Source organism: Mesorhizobium sp. M1004, assembly GCF_040318795.1.
Taxonomy (GTDB): domain Bacteria; phylum Pseudomonadota; class Alphaproteobacteria; order Rhizobiales; family Rhizobiaceae; genus Mesorhizobium.
On sequence record NZ_JAMYNB010000016.1, the window covers coordinates 98403 to 116747 of the forward strand.

Below are 18345 nucleotides of genomic sequence, written 5' to 3' on the forward strand. Positions count from 1 at the left end.
CAGAGGGGGGTGTGACAGAACGCTGCCTTTGCTCAGTCATCGCACTTGGCAACGCACCATTCCCTCCACCATGACCGCCTACCTCCTCAAACGCCTCGCCATCGCCATCGCAACCTTGATCCTGGCCTCGATGATCGTTTTCGCCGTGCTCGAAATCCTGCCCGGCGACCCGGCGCGGCTGATGCTCGGCCTCAACGCCAGCGCCGATCAGGTCGAACTCCTGCGCAACCAGATGGGCCTCAACGCACCGCTTCTCCTGCGTTACCTCCACTGGGTCGGTGGCCTGCTCAGCCTCGATTTCGGCCGCTCCTACACTTATTCGGTGCCGGTCATCGACCTTGTCCGCGAGCGCATGGCGGTTTCCCTGCCGCTGGCGCTGATCGCGCTGGCGCTGTCGACCATCATTGCCATCCCGGTCGGGCTCTATTCCGCCAGCCGGCGCGGGCGGGCCGGTGACACGATCGCCATGGGCGCCGCCCAGCTCGGCGTCGCCATCCCGAACTTCTGGTTCGCGCTGATGCTGATCTACCTCTTTGCCGTCTGGCTGCGGCTGGTGCCGGCCGGCGGTTTCCCCGGCTGGAGCGCCGGCGCCTGGCCGGCGCTGAAATCGCTGCTGCTGCCGGCCGTAGCACTCGCTCTGCCGCAGGCCGCGATCCTGGCTCGCGTTGCCCGCTCCGCGCTGCTCGAGGTGCTGAACGAGGATTATATTCGCACCGCCCGCGCCAAGGGCCTGCCCTATCGCGCTGTGCTGTGGCGGCACGCGCTGCGCAATGCGATGATCCCGGTTCTGACCATTCTGGGCCTGCAATTCGCCTTCCTGCTCGCCGGCACCATCATCATCGAGAACGTCTTTTATCTGCCTGGTCTGGGACGGCTGGTGTTCCAGGCGATCACTCAGCGCGACCTGATCGTGGTGGAAAGCATCGTCATGCTGCTGGTCGTCGCCGTCATTGCAGTCAACCTCGTCGTCGACGTCTCCTACGCCATCGTCGATCCGCGCCTTCGAGGCCGGCAATGACGCTGCACATCGACATCCCGCAGGAGACGTTGGGCAGCATTCTGGCCAAGGCCTTCCGCAACCGCTCCTTCCTCATCGGCTTCGCCATCACGGTGCTGGTGGCTGCAATAGCGGTCATCTCCTGCGTCTGGACGCCCTACGACGTGACCAAACTGGTGATCTCGGACAAGACGCTGGCGCCCTCTGCGGCGCACTGGTTCGGCACCGATCATTTCGGCCGCGACATCCTGTCGATGATCATGGTCGGCGCCCGCAACTCAATTGCCGTGGCGCTGGTCGCGGTCGGCATCGGCATGGGCGTCGGCGTGCCGCTCGGCGCCTTCGCCGCGGCGCGCGGCGGGTTTGTCGACGAGGCGCTGATGCGGCTGAACGACCTCGTCTTCGCCTTCCCGGCGCTGCTGTCGGCGATCATGATCACCGCCATCTTCGGACCGGGCGCAATCAACGCCATCATCGCAATCGGCATTTTCAACATCCCGGTGTTTGCGCGTGTCGCCCGCGCCGGCGCGCTGGCGATCTGGCCGCGCGAGTTCATCCTCGCCGCGCGCGCCGCCGGCAAGAGCAAGACGCAGATTACAATCGAGCACGTGCTGCCCAACATCGCCACGCTGCTTCTGGTGCAAGGCACCATCCAGTTCGCGCTCGGCATTTTGGCCGAAGCCGGCCTCTCCTATGTCGGCCTCGGCGCCCAGCCGCCAATGCCGAGCTGGGGCCGCATGCTGTTCGACGCTCAGACGCGCATGGTGGTGGCGCCTTGGATGGCCATCTTCCCCGGCATGGCCATCGTCGTCACGGTGCTTGGGCTCAATCTGCTCGGCGACGGCATCGCCGACATACTCGACCCGAAATCGCGGCGGCAGCGATGAGCCTGCTGCAGATGGAGAACCTGTCGCTGGCCATCGGCGACACGCCGATCCTGAAAGGGGTCGACCTCTCCGTCGCGCCCGGCGAGGTGATGGGGCTGGTCGGCGAATCCGGCTCGGGCAAATCGATGACGGCGCTGACCATCATGCAGCTTCTGCCGCATGCTGCGCGCGCCACCGGCCGCGTGACCTTCGACGGCATCGATATTCTGGCCGCAACCGAGGACCAGATGTGCGCGCTGCGCGGCGACGACATCGGCATGGTGTTCCAGGAACCTATGACGGCGCTTAACCCGGTCAAGACGATCGGCGAGCAGGTCGCTGAAGGCATACGCTGGCACACCAGGGCAAGCCGCGCGGAAGCCGAAGACCGGGCGCGCAAAATGCTCGACCGCGTCGGCCTGCCCGAGGCCAAATTCCCGCTGTCGCGCTATCCGCACGAACTGTCGGGCGGCCAGCGCCAGCGCGTCGTCATCGCCATTGCCTGCGCATTGAAACCCAAGCTGCTCATCGCCGACGAGCCGACCACGGCGCTCGACGTGGTGCTGCAGGCGCAGATCCTCGACCTCTTGCGCGGCCTTGTCAGCGAAAACCGCATGGGCCTGCTGTTGATCTCGCACGATCTCGCGGTCGTCACCGAAATGACCGACCGCATCACCATTCTGCGCCATGGCGAGGTGATGGAAGCCGGCGACACCGCACGCACGCTGTCGGAACAGCTGCATCCCTACACGCGCCAGCTGGCGCTGGCCTCCATGCACGTGCCCGCCCGCGCCAAGGTTCACGCCGCCGGCCAGGGCAAACCGCTGCTTGAGGTCGAAGGCGTGACACGGGACTATCCGGGCCGGCGCACCTCCCTGTTCAAGTCAGCGTCTCCGATCCGCGCCGTCGACGACGTGTCCTTGTCGCTGGCGCCGGGCCAATCGGTGGCGCTGGTCGGCCGCTCCGGCTGCGGCAAGTCAACGCTTGCCCGCATGATCCTGGCGCTCGACAAATCGACATCGGGAACGATCCGCTTTCGCGGCGAGACCATCACCGGCAAAAGCGAGGCGGAGCTCAAAGCCGCGCGGCGCGACATGCAGGTGGTGTTCCAGGATCCCTACGGCTCTTTCGACCCGCGCCAGAAGGTCGAGAAACTGGTCGCCGAGCCGCTGCATGTACTGGAAAAGAAGCCGACACCGGCCGAGCGGCGCGAGATGGTGGCGCATGCGCTGCACGAGGTCGGCCTCGGCGTCAGCGACATGGACAAATATCCGCATGAGTTTTCCGGCGGCCAGCGCCAGCGCCTGTCGATCGCCCGCGCCATCATCACAAGGCCGAAGCTGGTCGTCGCCGACGAGCCGGTCTCGGCGCTCGACGTGTCGATCCGCGCCCAGATCCTCGATCTGTTCGCAGAGCTCAACCAGAAGCTCGGCATCGGCTATCTCTTCATCACTCACGATTTGACCGTCGCCCGCGCCATCACCGATGAGGTGCTGGTCATGCATGACGGCAGGATCGTCGAGCGCGGCAAGACCGGCGACGTGCTCGATCATCCGCAGTCGGAGGCGGCCAGGGCGCTGGTCGCGGCTGCGCCCGATCTGCATCGGGCGATCGCTCACCGTATGCAGGAACAGGGGTGAGTGACCGGTTCGCGCAGCGAATTCATCGTGCCAGTGGCACGATGAAAGGTCACGAACGCTGGGACGCTGCGAAGCAGCGGGGACCCGGCCGGGCGGCCGTTGCCCCTGGTCTGCCTCACTCCTCCGGCTTCACCACATCGACCGGGCTGATGTCGAGCAAATCGAGCGTGCGGCGCAACAGCCGCACTTCGCTCTCGGCCAGTTTGGAATCGGCTTTGGCGATCTCCGCCATGTGGAGCGCCAGCAACTTGCGCCGTTCGACATCGAGATCGCGGAACAGCGCCATGGCTTGCGAACCGTTGGTCTCGTAGCCGAAATCATTGAGATATTCGATGACCGCGTCGATGCTGGTTTCCGGGATGCCGAAGGCGTCCTTGCAGATGCGCCGGAAGGCGACCATTTCGCTCTCCGAAACCGAGCCGTCGGCCAGGATCATGCGAAACAGCATCAAGAGTTCCGCCGACAGCACGGGGTCGTCGGCAACCTTGCGCACGCCGGGGTCACCATCGAAGATCGAGCGTATCTGGTCGAGCAATGCCATCGCCAACAGTATCCCTTTTCCGAGTCCGCCCAGTGCATATGACCCAAAATTGCCCAGCGGTATTGGGATAATGACATGCACCACAGGAAATCCAAGCGCAACGCGCTTGGATGGACGTAGCGCGGAATCGGCCTTGCGCAAACCAGATGGCCATGAGAAGGCGCGCATCACCTTTCCCGCCGGAATGTTCAGAAATCCCGATGCTCGACCTCGCTACCCACACCGTCATCATGCTTGCCTTGGCCGCCTTTGCAGCCGGCTTTGTCGATTCGATAGCCGGCGGCGGCGGGCTGATCACCATCCCGGCCCTGCTGCTTGCCGGATTCCCGCCGGTCGCGGCACTTGGAACCAACAAGCTGCAGGGCATTTTCGGCACCGCTTCGGCGACCATCCACTATGCCAGGAATGGCCGTGTCGATCTGCGTCGACAGCTGCCATCGGCGCTTCTGGCCCTTACCGGCAGTGCCGTCGGCGCCTTGCTGGCGGCATTCGTGCCAGGTGATCTCCTGCGGGCGCTGCTGCCGCTGCTTTTGATCGCCATCGCGATCTACTTCGCCGTGAAACCCAACATGAACGATGTCGACCGCGCCGAGCGCCTGTCGCCCTTCCTGTTCGGGCTGATCATCGCCCCTTTGGTCGGCTTCTATGACGGGCTGTTCGGGCCGGGAGCCGGCTCCTTCTATATGCTGGCCTTCGTCAGCCTTGCCGGCTTCGGCGTGCTCAAGGCTACGGCACACACCAAGCTGCTCAATTTCGCCTCCAACATCGGCGGCTTCATCGTCTTTGCGGTCGCCGGCGTCGTCTACTGGAAGATCGGGCTGATGATGGGCGTCGCCCAGTTCCTCGGCGCCCGGCTCGGCGCCAGCCTTGCCATCCGCATCGGCGCCCGGCTGATCAAGCCGCTGCTGGTGATCATCTGCCTGGCTCTGGCGGTGAAGCTGCTGGCCGACCCGGCGAACCCATTGCGCCAGCTGATTGGTGTATAAGCCTCACGCCTGATAGAGTGCCGTTGTACGAATCATGTTGGAGGGACCACACATGAATCTTAGTGCACCCACTCAGCTTGTTTTCATCATATCCCTTGTCATCGCCATCATCGGCGTGCTCGCCGCGCTTGGCGTTCTTGCGTTCATTCCTCTGGCTGCGGTGTGGATTGTCCTCATCGCATACATCGTGCTTGCCGCCGCCTGCCTGATGCGCGGCGCCTAGGCGCCCGCGACTTCTGCAATTCGAAGCGCCCGGTCAAAAGCCGGGCGCTTTTGCTTTGGATGCATGGTCCGTTAGGCTCTTCCGCGCGGAAGGATGACCATGAAGCAAAGCGGACGCGCAGACCCGAGGATGACGAAACGGTGGATGGTCCTACCTTGCTAACCCAAAAATCGCATCGCACTCAAGATGGCGCTCCATCTCGGTGGCGATCTCGTCCAGCGCTTTTTCCACCTCCGCGCGATAGTCGATGCCGCCGCCTTTCACGCCGAGGCTTTCCAGGAATCTCGCCCGGAAAGCGTCGGCGGAAAACAGGCCGTGCAGATAGGTGCCAAAAACCTTGGCATCGGCGGAAATGGCACCGTCGTCGGTCCCGTTGATCACAGCCGACGGCCGCGCCATGTCCGGCCCGGTGGTGCGGCCGAGATGAATTTCGTAGCCCTCGAGCGCGAGGCCGAACGGCACCGAGCGGGCGCTGACATTGCGCACCGTCTTTTCCGGCTCCATCACCGTCTCGATGTCGAGCAGACCAAGACCTTCGGCCTCGGTGACGCTGCCCTCGATGCCATCGGGATCGCGCACCAGGCGGCCGAGCATCTGGAAACCGCCGCAAATGCCGACGATATGGCCGCCGCGTTTGCGGTGGGCGAGGAGATCGCGATCCCAGCCATTCTCGCGGAACTTCATGAGATCGCCGATCGTCGATTTGGAACCGGGAATGACCACCAGGCCGGCATCCTCCGGCAAGCGCTGCCCCGGCGGCACGAACACCACTTCGACCTGCGGCTCGGCCTTGAGCGGGTCGAGGTCGTCGAAATTGGCGATGCGGCCAAGCATCGGCACGGCGACCTTCAACGCCCGCTTCTCGCCCGATGCCAGGCGTTCGAGCACGACCGAATCCTCCGAAGGCAATCGCGCCGCCGCCTTCAGCCACGGCACGACGCCAAAGCAGCGCCAGCCGGTGAAGCTTTCGATCGACCGGATGCCGTCGTCGAACAGCGAGACATCGCCGCGGAACTTGTTGATGAGGTAGCCGACGATCATGCGCCTGTCTTCCTCCGGCAGGATCAGATGCGTGCCGGCGACCGAAGCGATGACGCCACCGCGGTCGATGTCGCCGACCAGGATGACCGGCACGTCGGCGCGCGTGGCAAAGCCCATATTGGCGATGTCGCGGCTGCGCAGGTTGATTTCGGCCGGCGATCCGGCGCCCTCGACGACGACCAGATCGGCGCCCTCACCGACCTTCGTCCAGGACTCCAGCACGGCGTCCATCAGCCCCGCTTTCATTGTCTGGTAGTCGCGCGCTCGCGCCTCGCCGAACACCTTGCCTTGCACGATCACCTGCGAACCGATGTCGCTCTGGGGTTTGAGCAGCACCGGATTCATATGCACGGTCGGCTGAACACCACACGCCAGCGCTTGCAGCCATTGCCCACGGCCAATCTCGCCGCCGCCGGGGCGGTTGTCGCCCGGAATGTCGGCGACGGCGGCATTGTTCGACATGTTCTGCGGCTTGAACGGCCTGACTTTCAGCCCGCGATTCCTGGCCGCGCGGCAGAGCCCCGCCACCAGCACCGTCTTGCCGACATCCGAACCCGTGCCTTGCAGCATGATCGCCTTGGCCATGCTCAGCCCCTGCCCTGCGCGCCGGAAACGGTCGACTTCTGCGACAGCGGCCCGCCGCGCCAGATGTAGAGCGCCAGCAACGGTTCGCTGCCGGTGCGCATGGCATGGCTGACATTGGAGGCGTGATGGATAATTTCGCCCGCCTGGCGGGTGTGAAAGCCGCCGTCGCCCATGCGCCACTCGGTGCCGCCGGTCAGCGGAATGTAGATCTCCTCGGCAATGTGATGATGGTCGGGATAGGTGATGCCGGGCCCCAGGATCAGCAATCCGGCCGCGACCTCTTCGTTGGCGAAATGGCCGCGCGTGCCAAACACCTCCAGCCAGCCGTATTTCTGCAAGAACGCTTCACCAAAATCGGTCGCGTTGTAGGTTTGCCCCCAGCACAGATCGTCACGACGCTCCGCCAGCAGTTGCACCAGAGGCTGCGGGTCCGGCGGCACCAGTTCGACAATGCGGTCGAGCAGACCAAGGCAAGGCAGTGGATGCGCTTCGAGCACGCGCGCCCTCATATTCCAGCCGATCCGGGTCACGGCATCCCGCACCAGCGCGTTATCCACGCCCCGGAGATAGGCATGGAAGCGGTCGAGCAATTCGTCGAAATATGTCGGCACGCAATGCTCCGTTGATCCATTCATGCACAGCGGCTGCGCGGCGAGCCGGGTTGCGCGGCGGCATCATTGGTCTAGATTGAGCGGCGCGCAAAGCCAAAAACAACAGGCCAGCAAGCCAACCCCAGTTGGGGAAACACAGGGAGCACGCCATGGACGCCGCGGTCGATGCGAGCACCAGCCAGTTCGAACTCAATGAGGAGCAGCGCGCCATCCAGGAGATGGCGCAGGCCTTCGCCGCCGATCGCGTTGCGCCCAATGCGCTCGAATGGGACCGGGCAAGACACTTTCCCGCCGATGTAATCCGCGAGACCGGCCCGCTCGGCCTCGGCGGCATCTATGTCAGGGACGATGTCGGCGGCTCGGCGCTCGGCCGGCTCGACGCCGTGCTGATCTTCGAGGCACTGTCGCACGCCGATCCGGCGTTTTCCTCCTTCATCTCGATCCACAATATGGCGGCGTCGATGATCGACCGCTTCGGCGACGACGAGCAGCGCCAACGCTTCCTGCCGAAGCTGACCTCGATGGAATGGCTGGCGAGCTACTGCCTGACCGAGCCGGGCTCAGGCTCGGATGCCGCGGCGCTGAAGACGCGCGCGGTGAAGAGCGGCGTCGACTATGTGCTTAACGGCGCCAAGCAGTTCATCTCCGGGGCCGGCGACAGCGACCTCTATGTCGTCATGGCGCGCACCGGCGCCGACGGGCCGAAAGGCATTTCCACCTTCGTCGTGCCGAAGGATGCGCCCGGCCTGTCCTTCGGCGCCAACGAGCACAAGATGGGCTGGCACATGCAGTCGACCCGCCAGGTGATCTTCGAGGACTGCAAGGTGCCGGCGGCAAACCTGCTGTCGGGCGAAGGCGCCGGTTTCGGCATCGCAATGGCCGGGCTTGATGGCGGCCGCCTCAACATCGCTGCCTGTTCGCTCGGCGGCGCGCAATCTGCGCTCGACAAGGCGCTGTCCTATACCGCCGAGCGCAAGGCTTTCGGCTCGAAGATCAACCAGTTCCAGGCGCTGCAGTTCAGGTTGGCCGACATGGAGACCGAATTGCAGGCAGCGCGGATCTTTCTCTACGCCGCCGCCTCGAAACTCGACCGCAAGGCGCCGGATGCCGGCAAATGGTCGGCCATGGCCAAGCGCTTCGTCACCGACATCGGCTTCAACGTCGCGAACGAGGCGCTGCAGCTGCATGGCGGTTACGGCTATCTTCATGATTACGGTATCGAAAAACTGGTGCGCGACCTGCGCGTCCACCAGATCCTCGAAGGCACCAACGAGATCATGCGCGTCATCATCGCGCGGGCGTTGATTGGCCGCTGAAGCCAGCAAGACCAGGAGAGAACAATGACGACGATCGCCTTCATCGGCTTGGGGAATATGGGCAACCCGATGGCTGCCAATCTCGTCAAGGCGGGGCACGCGGTGCACGGCTTTGACCTGATGCCGGAAAACCTCACCGTCGCCCACGAGCATGGCGTCATTGTCACGGCGAATGCCGTGGCGGCGGTGAAAGACGCCGATGTCGTGATCACCATGCTTCCCGCCGGCAAGCACGTGCTCTCGGTCTACGAGGACATCGCACCCAAGGCCAAACCAGGCGCCCTGTTCATTGATTCCTCGACCATCGATGTCGAGTCGGCCCGCAAGGCGCATGCCGTAGCAAGGAAGCACGGGCTGCATTCGATCGACGCCCCCGTCTCCGGCGGCACCGGCGGTGCTGCTGCGGGAACACTGACCTTCATGGCCGGCGGCGCCAAGGATGCCTTCGCCAAGGCCGAACCGGTCCTGAAGCCGATGGCAGGCCGAATCGTCCATTGCGGCGACGACGGCGCCGGTCAGGCAGCCAAAATCTGCAACAACATGATGCTCGGCATTTCGATGATCGGGGTTGCCGAGGCTTTCGTGCTGGCCGAAAAGCTCGGCCTCTCGCATCAGGCGCTGTTCGACGTTGCCTCGACCTCGTCGGGCCAGTGCTGGTCGCTGACCACCTACTGTCCGGTGCCGGGTCCCGTGCCGGCCTCACCCGCCAACCGCGACTACAAACCGGGCTTTGCCGCGGCACTCATGCTGAAGGACCTGAAACTGGCGCAGGAAGCCGCCCAAAGCGCCGGCGCGGTGACGCCGATGGGGGCCGAAGCGGCCCAGCTTTATGCGCTGTTCAACGCCCAGGGAAATGGCGGCGACGATTTTTCCGGCATCATAAATTTCCTTCGCGGCAGTTCTCTATAAGTTTCGAATTTGGCAGCGCTTTTCTCGATTTTTATTGCGCGGAAAAATTGCAAATTTAGATTTGCTTAAGCTCTCGATAACCCGGCGGTAACGATGTGCCTATATAACGGATGGCGAGGCGGACATATCGCATCCGCCCGGCGCTCCGGATCAGGTCTCGCGTACCGGAGCCCGTAAGTTTCGCAAGTGTATTGTTGGCGAAATGCCATGCGTATCTGGCAAAGCCGCGTTCCCATGGAGCGCGGTTTTTGCGTTTTGCAGTACTATACTGCTCGGTCTAAATTATTATTCCGATTGCAGCGTTCGGAATTGCCTCATGGTCTTCATTGACCAGCACGATCGGTGCGCTGACCCCTTCGACCCTGACGATAAGCAGGCGCACAGTCCGGGCGCCCGTTTGCAAGGCGCCCGGCGCTCGTTCCATCTACTTCTTGCGCAAATCCGCTTGCGCCAGATCCAGCGCTTTGGCGATGCGATCGCAAGCCATGTCGATCGTCGCGCGGGTCCAGATCAGCGGCGGCGACAGGATCATCGTGTCGCCGGTGGCGCGCAGCATCAGGCCTTGCGCGATGGCGTGGTCGCGGACGGTGACGGCGGCACTGCCCGCCGGCAGGAAGCGCTCCTTGGTCGCCTTGTCCTTGACGATCTCAATCGCGCCCATCAGCCCGATCGATCGCACCTCGCCGACCAGTTCGTGGCCGGCAATGCGCTCTTGCAGCGCCTGGGCGAAGTAAGGTCCGGTGTCGTTCCTGACCCTGTCGACCAGGCCTTCGCGCTCCATGATCTCGAGATTCTTCAGCGCCACCGCGCAGGCCACCGGGTGACCCGAATAGGTATAGCCGTGGTAGAATTCGCCGCCCTTTTCGACCAGCGTCGCCGCGATACGGTCGCCGACCAGCAGCGCCGACAGCGGCTGATAGCCCGAGGTCAGTGCCTTGGCCGTGGTGATGGTGTCGGCCTCGACGCCGAAGGTCTGCGCCGCAAACCATTCGCCGGTGCGGCCATAGCCGGTGATGACCTCGTCCAGCATCAAAAGCACATCGTATTTGCGGCAGATGCGCTGCACTTCCGGCCAATAGCTCATCGGCGGTATTTTCACCCCGCCCGCGCCCATCACCGGCTCGCCGATGAAGGCCGCCACCTTGTCGGCACCGGCTTCGAGGATGGCGTCCTCGACGGCCTTGGCCGCGCGCAGGCCGAAATCAGGGTCGCTTTCGCCAGGCAGCGCCAACTCATAAGCATAGGGCATGATCACATGGACGATGTTGGGAACCGCCCCGCCGAGTTGCTTGTGCATCAAATCCATGCCGCCGAGCGACGTGCCGGCGACGGTCGAGCCGTGATAGGCCGACTTGCGCGAGATGATGCGGTTCTTCTCCGGCTTGCCTTCCAGCACCCAATAGTGGCGCACGAGCCGCAGCGCCGTGTCGTTGGCCTCCGAGCCGGAGGAGCCGTAGAAAACCTGGCTGATGCCCTTGGGCGCCAGCTCGGCCAGCTTCTTCGACAGCAGCACGGGCGTCGGCGTCGAGCATTTGAAGAAGGAATTGTAGTAGGGCAATTCCTTCATCTGCGCGTAAGCGGCGTCGGCCAGCTCGTCGCGGCCATAGCCGACATTGACGCACCACAGCCCGGCCATGCCGTCGAGTATTTCGGTGCCGTCGGCATCGTAGATGAACGGGCCGTTGGCGTGGGTGATGATGCGCGAGCCGGTCTCGCGCAATTCCCTGTGGTCGGTGAAGGGATGCAGATGATGCGCGGCGTCAATCTGCTGAAGCTGCTTCAGCGAATAGTTCTGGTAAGTCATGGGTTTGCTCTTTCCTCTGGAATCAAACCGGCAAGCTGCCGGGCGACTTCGTCAGAGGACGGCGGGCGGCGAATAGCCGATGCGGGCGCACAGCCTGAGCAGTTCGGCGCGCAGCGTGCGCGGCGACGGTGTCACCGCGACCCCGAAGGCGCCGGATGTGCTCATGTAGACCATGGCGGCAGTCTATGCCGCCCGAGGCCCGGAATTCAAGCGGTGCCGCTCAATACCCTTTGCAGGAACACGTATTTCATGGCGGTTTGCGCCGCTTGCGGCCGGCGGTCGCCGCGCCCGCCATGGCCGCCTTCCGTCTCCTCGAAGAACAACGTCTTGCCGTGACCTGCTTCCTGCAGCTTCGCCGCCATCTTGCGGGCATGGCCGGGATGGACGCGGTCGTCGGCGGTCGATGTCGTGAGCAGCACCGGGGGATAGTCGGCATCGGCCGAGACATGATGGTACGGCGAATAGGCGGCGAGCCAGTTGGCCTCTTCCGGTTTTGCCGGATCACCATATTCGCCGATCCACGAGGCGCCTGGCGGCAGTTCGGTGTAGCGCAGCATGTCGAGCAGCGGCACCTCGATGATGACGGCGCCGAACAGTTCGGGATGCTGAGTCAGGGAAACGCCTGTAAGCAGGCCGCCATTCGAGCCGCCCTGGATGCCGAGGGAAGCAGCCGTGGCTATGCCGCGCCTGACGACGTCCTCAGCCACCGCGGCGAAATCGTCGAAGGCAGTCTGGCGATTGCCCTTCAGCGCGGCCTGATGCCAGGCCGGCCCGAACTCGCCGCCACCGCGGATGCAGGCCTGCACATAGGCGTTGCCCTTTTCCAGCCACAGCCTGCCGCGCACGCCGGCATAGCCGGGCAGCAGCGGTATTTCGAAGCCGCCATAACCATAGAGAAGCGTCGGTACCGGACCCTTCTGGTCGCGCCGCCTGACGACGAAATACGGGATCATGGTGCCGTCCTTCGAGCGCGCCTCGAACTGTTCGGAGACCAGCGGCGCGCCGTCGAACCGCGCCGGCTGCGATTTCACGGTGGCCAGCGTCACCCCGTCATCGTCCGACCAGATGATCGAACTCGGCGTCAGGAAATCGGTGAAGGAGAAGGAGACGCTGGAACCGAAATGCTCGGCATGCGCGATGCCGACATTGCCGTTCTCGGGCAGCGCCACCGGCTTCAGCGACCAGCGGTCGCCGCTGCGCTCGGCGACAACGACCTTGCCGCGCACATTGTCCATCAGATTGATGAACAGCCGGTCCTGAGTGCGGGCAATGCCGGCGACCGAAACACGGTGCGCTGGCGCGAGCATGGTTTCAACAGGGCCCAGGTCGCCGGTGTCGATCCACTGTTCGAAATCGAAGGAATAGAGGCCGTCCGGCAAGCACTCAGTGCCGCCCGGCGCCGTCCATGGGCTGCGCACCCCGAACACGAACCGGCCCTTGAACAGCGCGGTGTCGGTGACATCGTCGGGCAACGGGATGCGGCGGTTTTCGCCCGACGGCAGGCGCAGAAAACTGTGCGAGGAGAAGAAGGCGATCGTGCGGGCCAGAAACAAATACTGCCTGTCGCCATCATGCTCGACCCCCGCGCCGGCCGCGAGATCCTGCTTCTCGGCCTCGAAGATCGGCGTCGCCTCCTCCAACCGGGTACCGCGCTTCCACAGCTTGACGACGCGCGGATAGCCGGACTGGGTCTTGTCGTCTTCATCGAAGGCAGCCGAGACAATGACCGTGTCCTTGTCCAGCCAGGAAAAGCCGGATTTCGAGGCGGGAGCGCGGAAGCCGCCCTCGATGAATGATTTGGTCTCGATGTCGAATTCGCGCATCTCGCTGGCATCGCCGCCATCCGGCGACATCGCCACCAGGCAAAGGTTGAAATCGGGGTAAAGGCGGCTGGCGCCGCTGAACACCCACTTCACCCCCTCCTTGGCCGACAGCACGTCGAAGTCGATGATCGTCTCCCACACAGGCTTCTCGGTCTTGTAGGAAGCGACCGTCGTGCGGCGCCAGAGTCCGAGCACATTGGTCTTGTCCTGCCAGAAATTATAGACTTGGCCGTTGAGCGCGGCACCGACCGCAATGTTGTCCTCGGCCGTCATCAGGTCGAGCGCCGTCTCGAAGGCCGCCTGGTAGGACGGATCGCCCTGTAGTTCGGCCACGGTGATCTCGTTCTGGCGATGCACCCAGTCGAGCGATTCCTTGCTGGTCCGGTCCTCCAGCCAGAGGAACTTGTCCTCCGCGGTGGCATCCGTCTGGCGTTTTGTCGTCGATTGGGTCACGCATGGTCTCCAGGCTAGTGGCGGGCAGCCCTGCCTACATCGCGTTGCAAGCGGTTTTATTCAAGATGGTGACGTCAGGTCATCGGGGGAATGCGGCCTCAAACCATCCGCCGGCGCAGGACCGTGGCCACAGCCAGTGCCAGACAAATCGTGCCCAGCGTGATCGGCAGGCCGGAGGCGCCGATCACATCCATGACGCCACCCGCCAGCGGCGGCACCACGATGCCGCCGATGCCCCACATCAGGGAGAAGGCGGCATTGCCGGCGACCAGCGCCGAGCCGGTAAAGCGCTCGCCGAGCTCGATGATCGACATGGTGTAGATGTCATAGGAGACCGCGCCCCAGATAAAGACGCAAGGCCAGATCAACGGCGTCTCGATCAGCAGCGGCAGCAGCACGCAGCCCAGCACAGTCACCACGACGCAGACGAATCGCAACAGCCGCGCCGTCAGCCGTTCCGCCAGCAAGCCGAGCGGCACCTGCATGGCGATGTTGCCTGCGATCATCACCGACAGCAGCGCCGACATGCGCGCTTCCGCGATGCCATAGTGCGTGCCGTAGACCGGCAGCAGCGCCAGCACGCCCTGTTCGAAACCGGCGGCAACGACCACCGCCGACAGCAGTAGCCATGCCAGTGGCACGAAGCCCATGACCGAAACCCGGCGCCCGGCTTCGTCGACCTTCGGCAGTCGCGGCAGCACCAGCGCGAGGCAGGCGCCGCAAAAGATGAAGGCGGCGATCCCCACCAGGAATGGCGGCCATCCCACGGTGCCGACAGCGAGCAGGCAGAGCGGCCCGGCAGCGAAGCCGGCCGAGATGATGGTTGAATAGACACCCATGACGCGACCGCGGCGCGATGGCGGCGCCAGTGCAATGACCCAGATTTCGCTCAAGACATAGAGCGGATTGGTCACCACCCCGATCAGGAAGCGCAGCGGAAACCACAGATAGACATTCTGCGTCCAGCCGATCAGCGCCAGAACCATCGCCGAAAGCGCCGCGCAGGTAAGCGCGGTGCGCCCTGCCCCGAACCGGCGCGCCAGTGCCGGGATCAGCGGCGAAGAGACAATGAAGCCGATCGGCGTCATTGCCGCCGAGAGCCCGATGATGGCCGGCGAAACGCCTTGGCGTTGCAGGATGAAGCTCAGCAGCGGATAGGACAGGCCTTGCGCGATGGCGAACACCGAGACGGTCGCGATCACGCCGCTGATCGCCGCCCACTGCATCTTCTCGTTGTCAGCTTCCGCCAGGTTCATCATTGGGACCTAAACCAGATTCAGGACTAGCTTTTCTGTCCGACGCGGGTAAGCCCCGCCCCGGGAAAAACCGTTTGCTCCAGACAAGGCCTGTCAGGAGTTTTTGGCCTGTCAGGAGTTTTGGGCGTCAGGAGTTTTGGGCCGTCAGGAGTTTTGGCGCTTGAACGATCGGTAGAGCGCGAAGCTCACCAGCAGCGCGTCGAGTCCGGCGATCACCACCGGCAGGCCGAGCGGACCGATGACCTGCATCAGCGCACCGGCGCCGGGCGGGCCGACAATGCCGCCGGCGCCCCACATCAAGGCAAAGGCGGCGTTACCGGCGACCAGCACGGTTCCCTTGAAGCGGCTGCCGAGTTCCACCAGCGCCATGGTGTAGACGCCATAGCCGACCGCTCCCATGACGAGAAGGACGAGCCAGATCGCCGGCGTCGTGATCAACAACGGCAGCAAAACCGCGCAGGCCGTTGTCGCCAACGCACAGAAGATGATCATCGCCCGCCCGCCGAAACGCTCGGCAAGCAGGCCGAGCGGGATTTGCAGGAAGATGTTTCCCAGCGACAGTGCCATCACCAAGGCCGCCAGCGTCCTTTCGGGCAGGCCATAGGCAGCACCGAAGACCGGCATCAATGCGTAGGTGCCCTGCTGGACCGCCGCCGAAACCAGCACGGCAAACAACAGCGCCGGCGCCAGCCTGGCGAAACCGAAAAAGCCGCCGGGCAATTGGCCGTCATCCTCGAAGCCGGCGAGGCTTGACGAAACAGCACGAAGGATCGCGGCGCACAGGATGAAGCCGGCCATGCCGACCAGGAAAGGAACCCAGCCCGATATCCCTACCGCGGTCAGGACCAAAGGCCCCGCAGCATAGCCAGCGCCCAGCACGGTGTTGAATGCCCCCATCACCCTGCCGCGGCGCGACGGCGGCGCCAGCGACAGCGCCCATACTTCGCCCAGTATATAGAGCGGGTTGATGACGATACCGATGATGAAGCGGATGACGAACCAGCCCACCCAGTCCTGCAGGTAGCCGATGCCGAGGAAGCACAGCGCCCCAATCAATGAGCAACCCACAGCCAGGTTGCGCGCGCCGACCAGCCGAACGGCTGCCGGCACGAACGAGGCCGAAAGGATCAGACCAAGCGGCATCATCGCTGCCGACAAGCCGATCAGCGCCGGCGACATGCCTTGCTTCTGCATCAGCAGCGTAAACAGCGGCGAGCTCAGCCCTTGCGCCGCACCGAACATCGCGAGGGCGGCAGTTACGCCGGCAAGCGCCGCCCATTGCGTCCCCGCTTCGCCATCGCTCGAACCGGTCGCAGCCATGATGCCTTCCACATGAATTGCCGGCCCATCCAGCGGCAAACCACTGAGCTAGCGGTTCGATTTAGGGAAAGGAAGGGCCGCGCCTGAAATCCCCTTGCGCCAAGAGCCGCAGTGGGCGCGTCCTGTCCGCCAATCCCCGGCAAGGTTGTCAGCTATCGGACTGCCGTTCGGGCATGTCGCTTCCATCGTCCTAGTGGTCGCCGCCTCCGCAATGGTCGGACAGCCGCCGGTCCATTATGCCGCCCGCTACCAGCATCGTACGAGGACCATCATGACCGCCGCCCTGCATCCAGCCGAACCACCTTTGGCAACCGACCGTGCCCGTCGCGGTGGCCGTGCGGGCAAGCGCGCCGGCGGCTCGGCCGCCTTCGAACAGCCGGCTTTTCGGCAACTGAGAAATCCGCTAACGCCGACCAAGCTGGTCTCTGACGACGAGCTGGAATCGATCCACCTCGCCTCCCTGCGCGTCTTGAGGGAAATAGGCGTCGACGTGCTGCATGACGAAGCGCGCCGCATCATGAAGGAAAATGGCGCTGATGTCCGCGAGGGCAGCGAGCGCGTGCGCTTCGACAGCGACATGATCCTCGATCTCATCTCCAACTGCCCGTCGGAATTCACGCTCCATGCCCGCAACCCGGCGCACAATGTGCGCTTCGGCGGCAACAATGTGATCCTGTCGATGATGGCGTCGGCACCGAACTGCTCCGACCTCGATCGCGGCCGCCGTCCGGGCAACCAGCAGGACTACCGCAACTTCCTGCGCCTGGCGCAGATGCACAACATCCTGAACTGCACCGGCGGTTATCCGGTCGAGCCGACCGACATCCATCCTTCCGTGCGCCACCTCGAATGCATCCGCGACCTCGCCACGCTGACCGACAAGGTGTTCCACATCTATTCACTGGGCAAGGAGCGCAATGTCGACGGCATCGAGATCGCCAGGATCGCCCGCGGCATCAGCCATGAGCAGATGCTCGAAGAGCCGTCCGTCTTCACCATCATCAACACCAATTCGCCGCTGAAACTGGATGTGCCGATGATGGAAGGCATCATCCAGATGTCGAGCAAGGGTCAGGTCGTCGTCATCACGCCCTTTACCCTGTCCGGCGCGATGGCGCCGGTGACCATCGCCGGTGCGCTGGTGCAGCAAAACGCCGAGGCGCTGTCCGGCATCGCCTTCGCCCAGATGGTGAGAAAGGGCGCGCCGGTTGGCTATGGCGGCTTCACCTCGAATGTCGACATGAAGTCAGGCTCGCCGGCCTTCGGCACGCCTGAATATATGAAGGCGCAGCTTGTCGGCGGCCAGCTTGCCCGCCGTTACAAGATCCCCTACCGCACCTCCAACACCTGCGCCGCCAACACGGTCGACGCGCAGGCAGCCTATGAAAGCGTGTTCTCGCTGTGGGGCGCCATCCAGGGCGGCGGCAATCTGATGATGCACGGCGCCGGCTGGCTCGAAGGCGGCCTGCGCTGTTCCTACGAGAAGACCATCCTGGACATCGACCTGTTGCAGATGGTGGCCGAGTTCCTCACCCCGCTCGACCTGTCCGACGAAGCGCTCGGCTTCGACGCCATCCAGTCGGTCGGCCCCGGCGGCCATTTCTTCGGCACCCAGCACACGCAGGACCGCTACAAGACAGCCTTCTACTCGCCCATCCTCTCCGACTGGCGCAATTTCGAAACCTGGGCCGAAGCCGGATCGCCGACCGCGCTGGAAAAGGCCAACAAGGTCTGGAAGGAGCGGCTGGCATCCTACGAGGAACCCTATATGGACCCGGCGATCCGCGAAGAGCTCAACGACTTCGTCGAAAAGCGCACGTCCGAAGGCGGCGCGCCGACCGATTTTTGATCAATGTTGTTGATGAACAGTCGACCCCCCCAACCACCAGCCGCGCGACGCCCCCAACCACCCCCAGGGCGGGGGGGGGGGGGGGGGGTTAAACAAAAACCCACCACACACCCCCCGCGCGAGGA

16 protein-coding genes are annotated in these 18345 nt (G+C 64.0%); 8 read left to right on the forward strand and 8 right to left on the reverse strand.

Going from position 1 to position 18345, the window contains the following annotated elements; all coding sequences use genetic code 11:
* Positions 1-70: 70 nt before the first annotated feature.
* The 3 genes from NKH54_RS27305 to NKH54_RS27315 are packed head-to-tail and all read left to right on the forward strand — an operon-like array spanning position 71 to position 3503.
* Positions 71-1018 carry an ABC transporter permease gene (locus NKH54_RS27305; RefSeq protein WP_023700305.1) on the forward strand — a complete coding sequence of 316 codons (948 nt, stop codon included), beginning with the start codon at positions 71-73 and terminating at the stop codon, positions 1016-1018.
* Positions 1015-1884 carry an ABC transporter permease gene (locus tag NKH54_RS27310; protein ID WP_352790886.1) on the forward strand — a complete coding sequence of 290 codons (870 nt, stop codon included), beginning with the start codon at positions 1015-1017 and terminating at the stop codon, positions 1882-1884. Before NKH54_RS27305 ends, NKH54_RS27310 begins: the two co-directional genes overlap by 4 nt.
* Complete coding sequence (locus tag NKH54_RS27315) at positions 1881-3503, forward strand: ABC transporter ATP-binding protein (RefSeq protein WP_023733742.1); 1623 nt, start codon at positions 1881-1883, stop codon at positions 3501-3503. Before NKH54_RS27310 ends, NKH54_RS27315 begins: the two co-directional genes overlap by 4 nt.
* 115 nt (positions 3504-3618) lie before the next feature.
* Here NKH54_RS27315 and NKH54_RS27320 read toward each other — a convergent pair whose 3' ends face one another.
* Positions 3619-4050 (reverse strand): TerB family tellurite resistance protein, encoded by a 432-nt coding sequence (locus tag NKH54_RS27320; RefSeq protein WP_023691035.1) that lies wholly within the window; start codon positions 4048-4050, stop codon positions 3619-3621.
* Between the two features lie 194 nt (positions 4051-4244).
* Here NKH54_RS27320 and NKH54_RS27325 point away from each other — a divergent pair, with 194 nt between their 5' ends.
* Together NKH54_RS27325 and NKH54_RS27330 are read left to right on the forward strand one after the other, a co-directional pair.
* On the forward strand, positions 4245-5030 hold the full coding sequence (locus NKH54_RS27325) for a TSUP family transporter (protein WP_023733743.1): 786 nt from the start codon (positions 4245-4247) through the stop codon (positions 5028-5030).
* 52 nt (positions 5031-5082) lie between these two features.
* Positions 5083-5253, forward strand: a complete 171-nt coding sequence (locus NKH54_RS27330) for a hypothetical protein (protein ID WP_023670429.1) — start codon at positions 5083-5085, stop codon at positions 5251-5253.
* Positions 5254-5403: 150 nt separating this feature from the next.
* Here the strand turns inward: NKH54_RS27330 and NKH54_RS27335 are convergent, their stop codons facing one another.
* Together NKH54_RS27335 and NKH54_RS27340 are read right to left on the reverse strand one after the other, a co-directional pair.
* Positions 5404-6879: a cobyric acid synthase gene (locus NKH54_RS27335; protein WP_353029384.1), complete on the reverse strand. Its 1476-nt coding sequence runs from the start codon at positions 6877-6879 to the stop codon at positions 5404-5406.
* Positions 6880-6881: 2 nt separating this feature from the next.
* Positions 6882-7490, reverse strand: a complete 609-nt coding sequence (locus NKH54_RS27340) for a dimethylsulfonioproprionate lyase family protein (protein ID WP_353029385.1) — start codon at positions 7488-7490, stop codon at positions 6882-6884.
* 149 nt (positions 7491-7639) lie between these two features.
* On the opposite strand from NKH54_RS27340, the gene NKH54_RS27345 reads away from it, so the two are divergent.
* Positions 7640-8806 (forward strand): isobutyryl-CoA dehydrogenase, encoded by a 1167-nt coding sequence (locus NKH54_RS27345; RefSeq protein WP_353029386.1) that lies wholly within the window; start codon positions 7640-7642, stop codon positions 8804-8806.
* Positions 8807-8830: 24 nt separating this feature from the next.
* Entirely contained in the window at positions 8831-9715 is an 885-nt protein-coding gene (mmsB, locus tag NKH54_RS27350) for a 3-hydroxyisobutyrate dehydrogenase (protein ID WP_353029387.1), read from the forward strand.
* Positions 9716-10139: 424 nt separating this feature from the next.
* Here the strand turns inward: mmsB and NKH54_RS27355 are convergent, their stop codons facing one another.
* The 5 genes from NKH54_RS27355 to NKH54_RS27375 all read right to left on the reverse strand — a co-directional run bounded on the left by NKH54_RS27355 (position 10140) and on the right by NKH54_RS27375 (position 16371).
* On the reverse strand, positions 10140-11519 hold the full coding sequence (locus NKH54_RS27355; protein ID WP_353029388.1) for an aspartate aminotransferase family protein: 1380 nt from the start codon (positions 11517-11519) through the stop codon (positions 10140-10142).
* 51 nt (positions 11520-11570) lie between these two features.
* Positions 11571-11693: a hypothetical protein gene (locus NKH54_RS27360; RefSeq protein ID WP_023670422.1), complete on the reverse strand. Its 123-nt coding sequence runs from the start codon at positions 11691-11693 to the stop codon at positions 11571-11573.
* 32 nt (positions 11694-11725) lie between these two features.
* The gene (locus NKH54_RS27365; RefSeq protein ID WP_353029389.1) at positions 11726-13795 is read right to left on the reverse strand and encodes a prolyl oligopeptidase family serine peptidase; all 2070 of its coding nucleotides are present in this window, start codon (positions 13793-13795) and stop codon (positions 11726-11728) included.
* A 98-nt stretch (positions 13796-13893) separates the two neighbouring features.
* Positions 13894-15051 (reverse strand): MFS transporter, encoded by a 1158-nt coding sequence (locus NKH54_RS27370; protein WP_353029390.1) that lies wholly within the window; start codon positions 15049-15051, stop codon positions 13894-13896.
* A gap of 144 nt (positions 15052-15195) precedes the next feature.
* Entirely contained in the window at positions 15196-16371 is a 1176-nt protein-coding gene (locus NKH54_RS27375) for an MFS transporter (protein WP_352908651.1), read from the reverse strand.
* A gap of 271 nt (positions 16372-16642) precedes the next feature.
* On the opposite strand from NKH54_RS27375, the gene NKH54_RS27380 reads away from it, so the two are divergent.
* Positions 16643-18220: a trimethylamine methyltransferase family protein gene (locus tag NKH54_RS27380; RefSeq protein ID WP_023700316.1), complete on the forward strand. Its 1578-nt coding sequence runs from the start codon at positions 16643-16645 to the stop codon at positions 18218-18220.
* The last annotated feature ends 125 nt before the right edge of the window (positions 18221-18345 follow it).

Coding starts and splice junctions, on each gene's coding strand:
- NKH54_RS27305 (WP_023700305.1), top strand. CDS start 71: ATGACCGCCTACCTCCTCAAACGCCTCGCCATCGCCATCGCAACCTTG.
- NKH54_RS27310 (WP_352790886.1), top strand. CDS start 1,015: ATGACGCTGCACATCGACATCCCGCAGGAGACGTTGGGCAGCATTCTG.
- NKH54_RS27315 (WP_023733742.1), top strand. CDS start 1,881: ATGAGCCTGCTGCAGATGGAGAACCTGTCGCTGGCCATCGGCGACACG.
- NKH54_RS27325 (WP_023733743.1), top strand. CDS start 4,245: ATGCTCGACCTCGCTACCCACACCGTCATCATGCTTGCCTTGGCCGCC.
- NKH54_RS27330 (WP_023670429.1), top strand. CDS start 5,083: ATGAATCTTAGTGCACCCACTCAGCTTGTTTTCATCATATCCCTTGTC.
- NKH54_RS27335 (WP_353029384.1), bottom strand. CDS start 6,879: ATGGCCAAGGCGATCATGCTGCAAGGCACGGGTTCGGATGTCGGCAAG.
- NKH54_RS27345 (WP_353029386.1), top strand. CDS start 7,640: ATGGACGCCGCGGTCGATGCGAGCACCAGCCAGTTCGAACTCAATGAG.
- mmsB (WP_353029387.1), top strand. CDS start 8,831: ATGACGACGATCGCCTTCATCGGCTTGGGGAATATGGGCAACCCGATG.
- NKH54_RS27355 (WP_353029388.1), bottom strand. CDS start 11,519: ATGACTTACCAGAACTATTCGCTGAAGCAGCTTCAGCAGATTGACGCC.
- NKH54_RS27360 (WP_023670422.1), bottom strand. CDS start 11,693: ATGGTCTACATGAGCACATCCGGCGCCTTCGGGGTCGCGGTGACACCG.
- NKH54_RS27370 (WP_353029390.1), bottom strand. CDS start 15,051: ATGAACCTGGCGGAAGCTGACAACGAGAAGATGCAGTGGGCGGCGATC.
- NKH54_RS27375 (WP_352908651.1), bottom strand. CDS start 16,371: ATGGCTGCGACCGGTTCGAGCGATGGCGAAGCGGGGACGCAATGGGCG.
- NKH54_RS27380 (WP_023700316.1), top strand. CDS start 16,643: ATGACCGCCGCCCTGCATCCAGCCGAACCACCTTTGGCAACCGACCGT.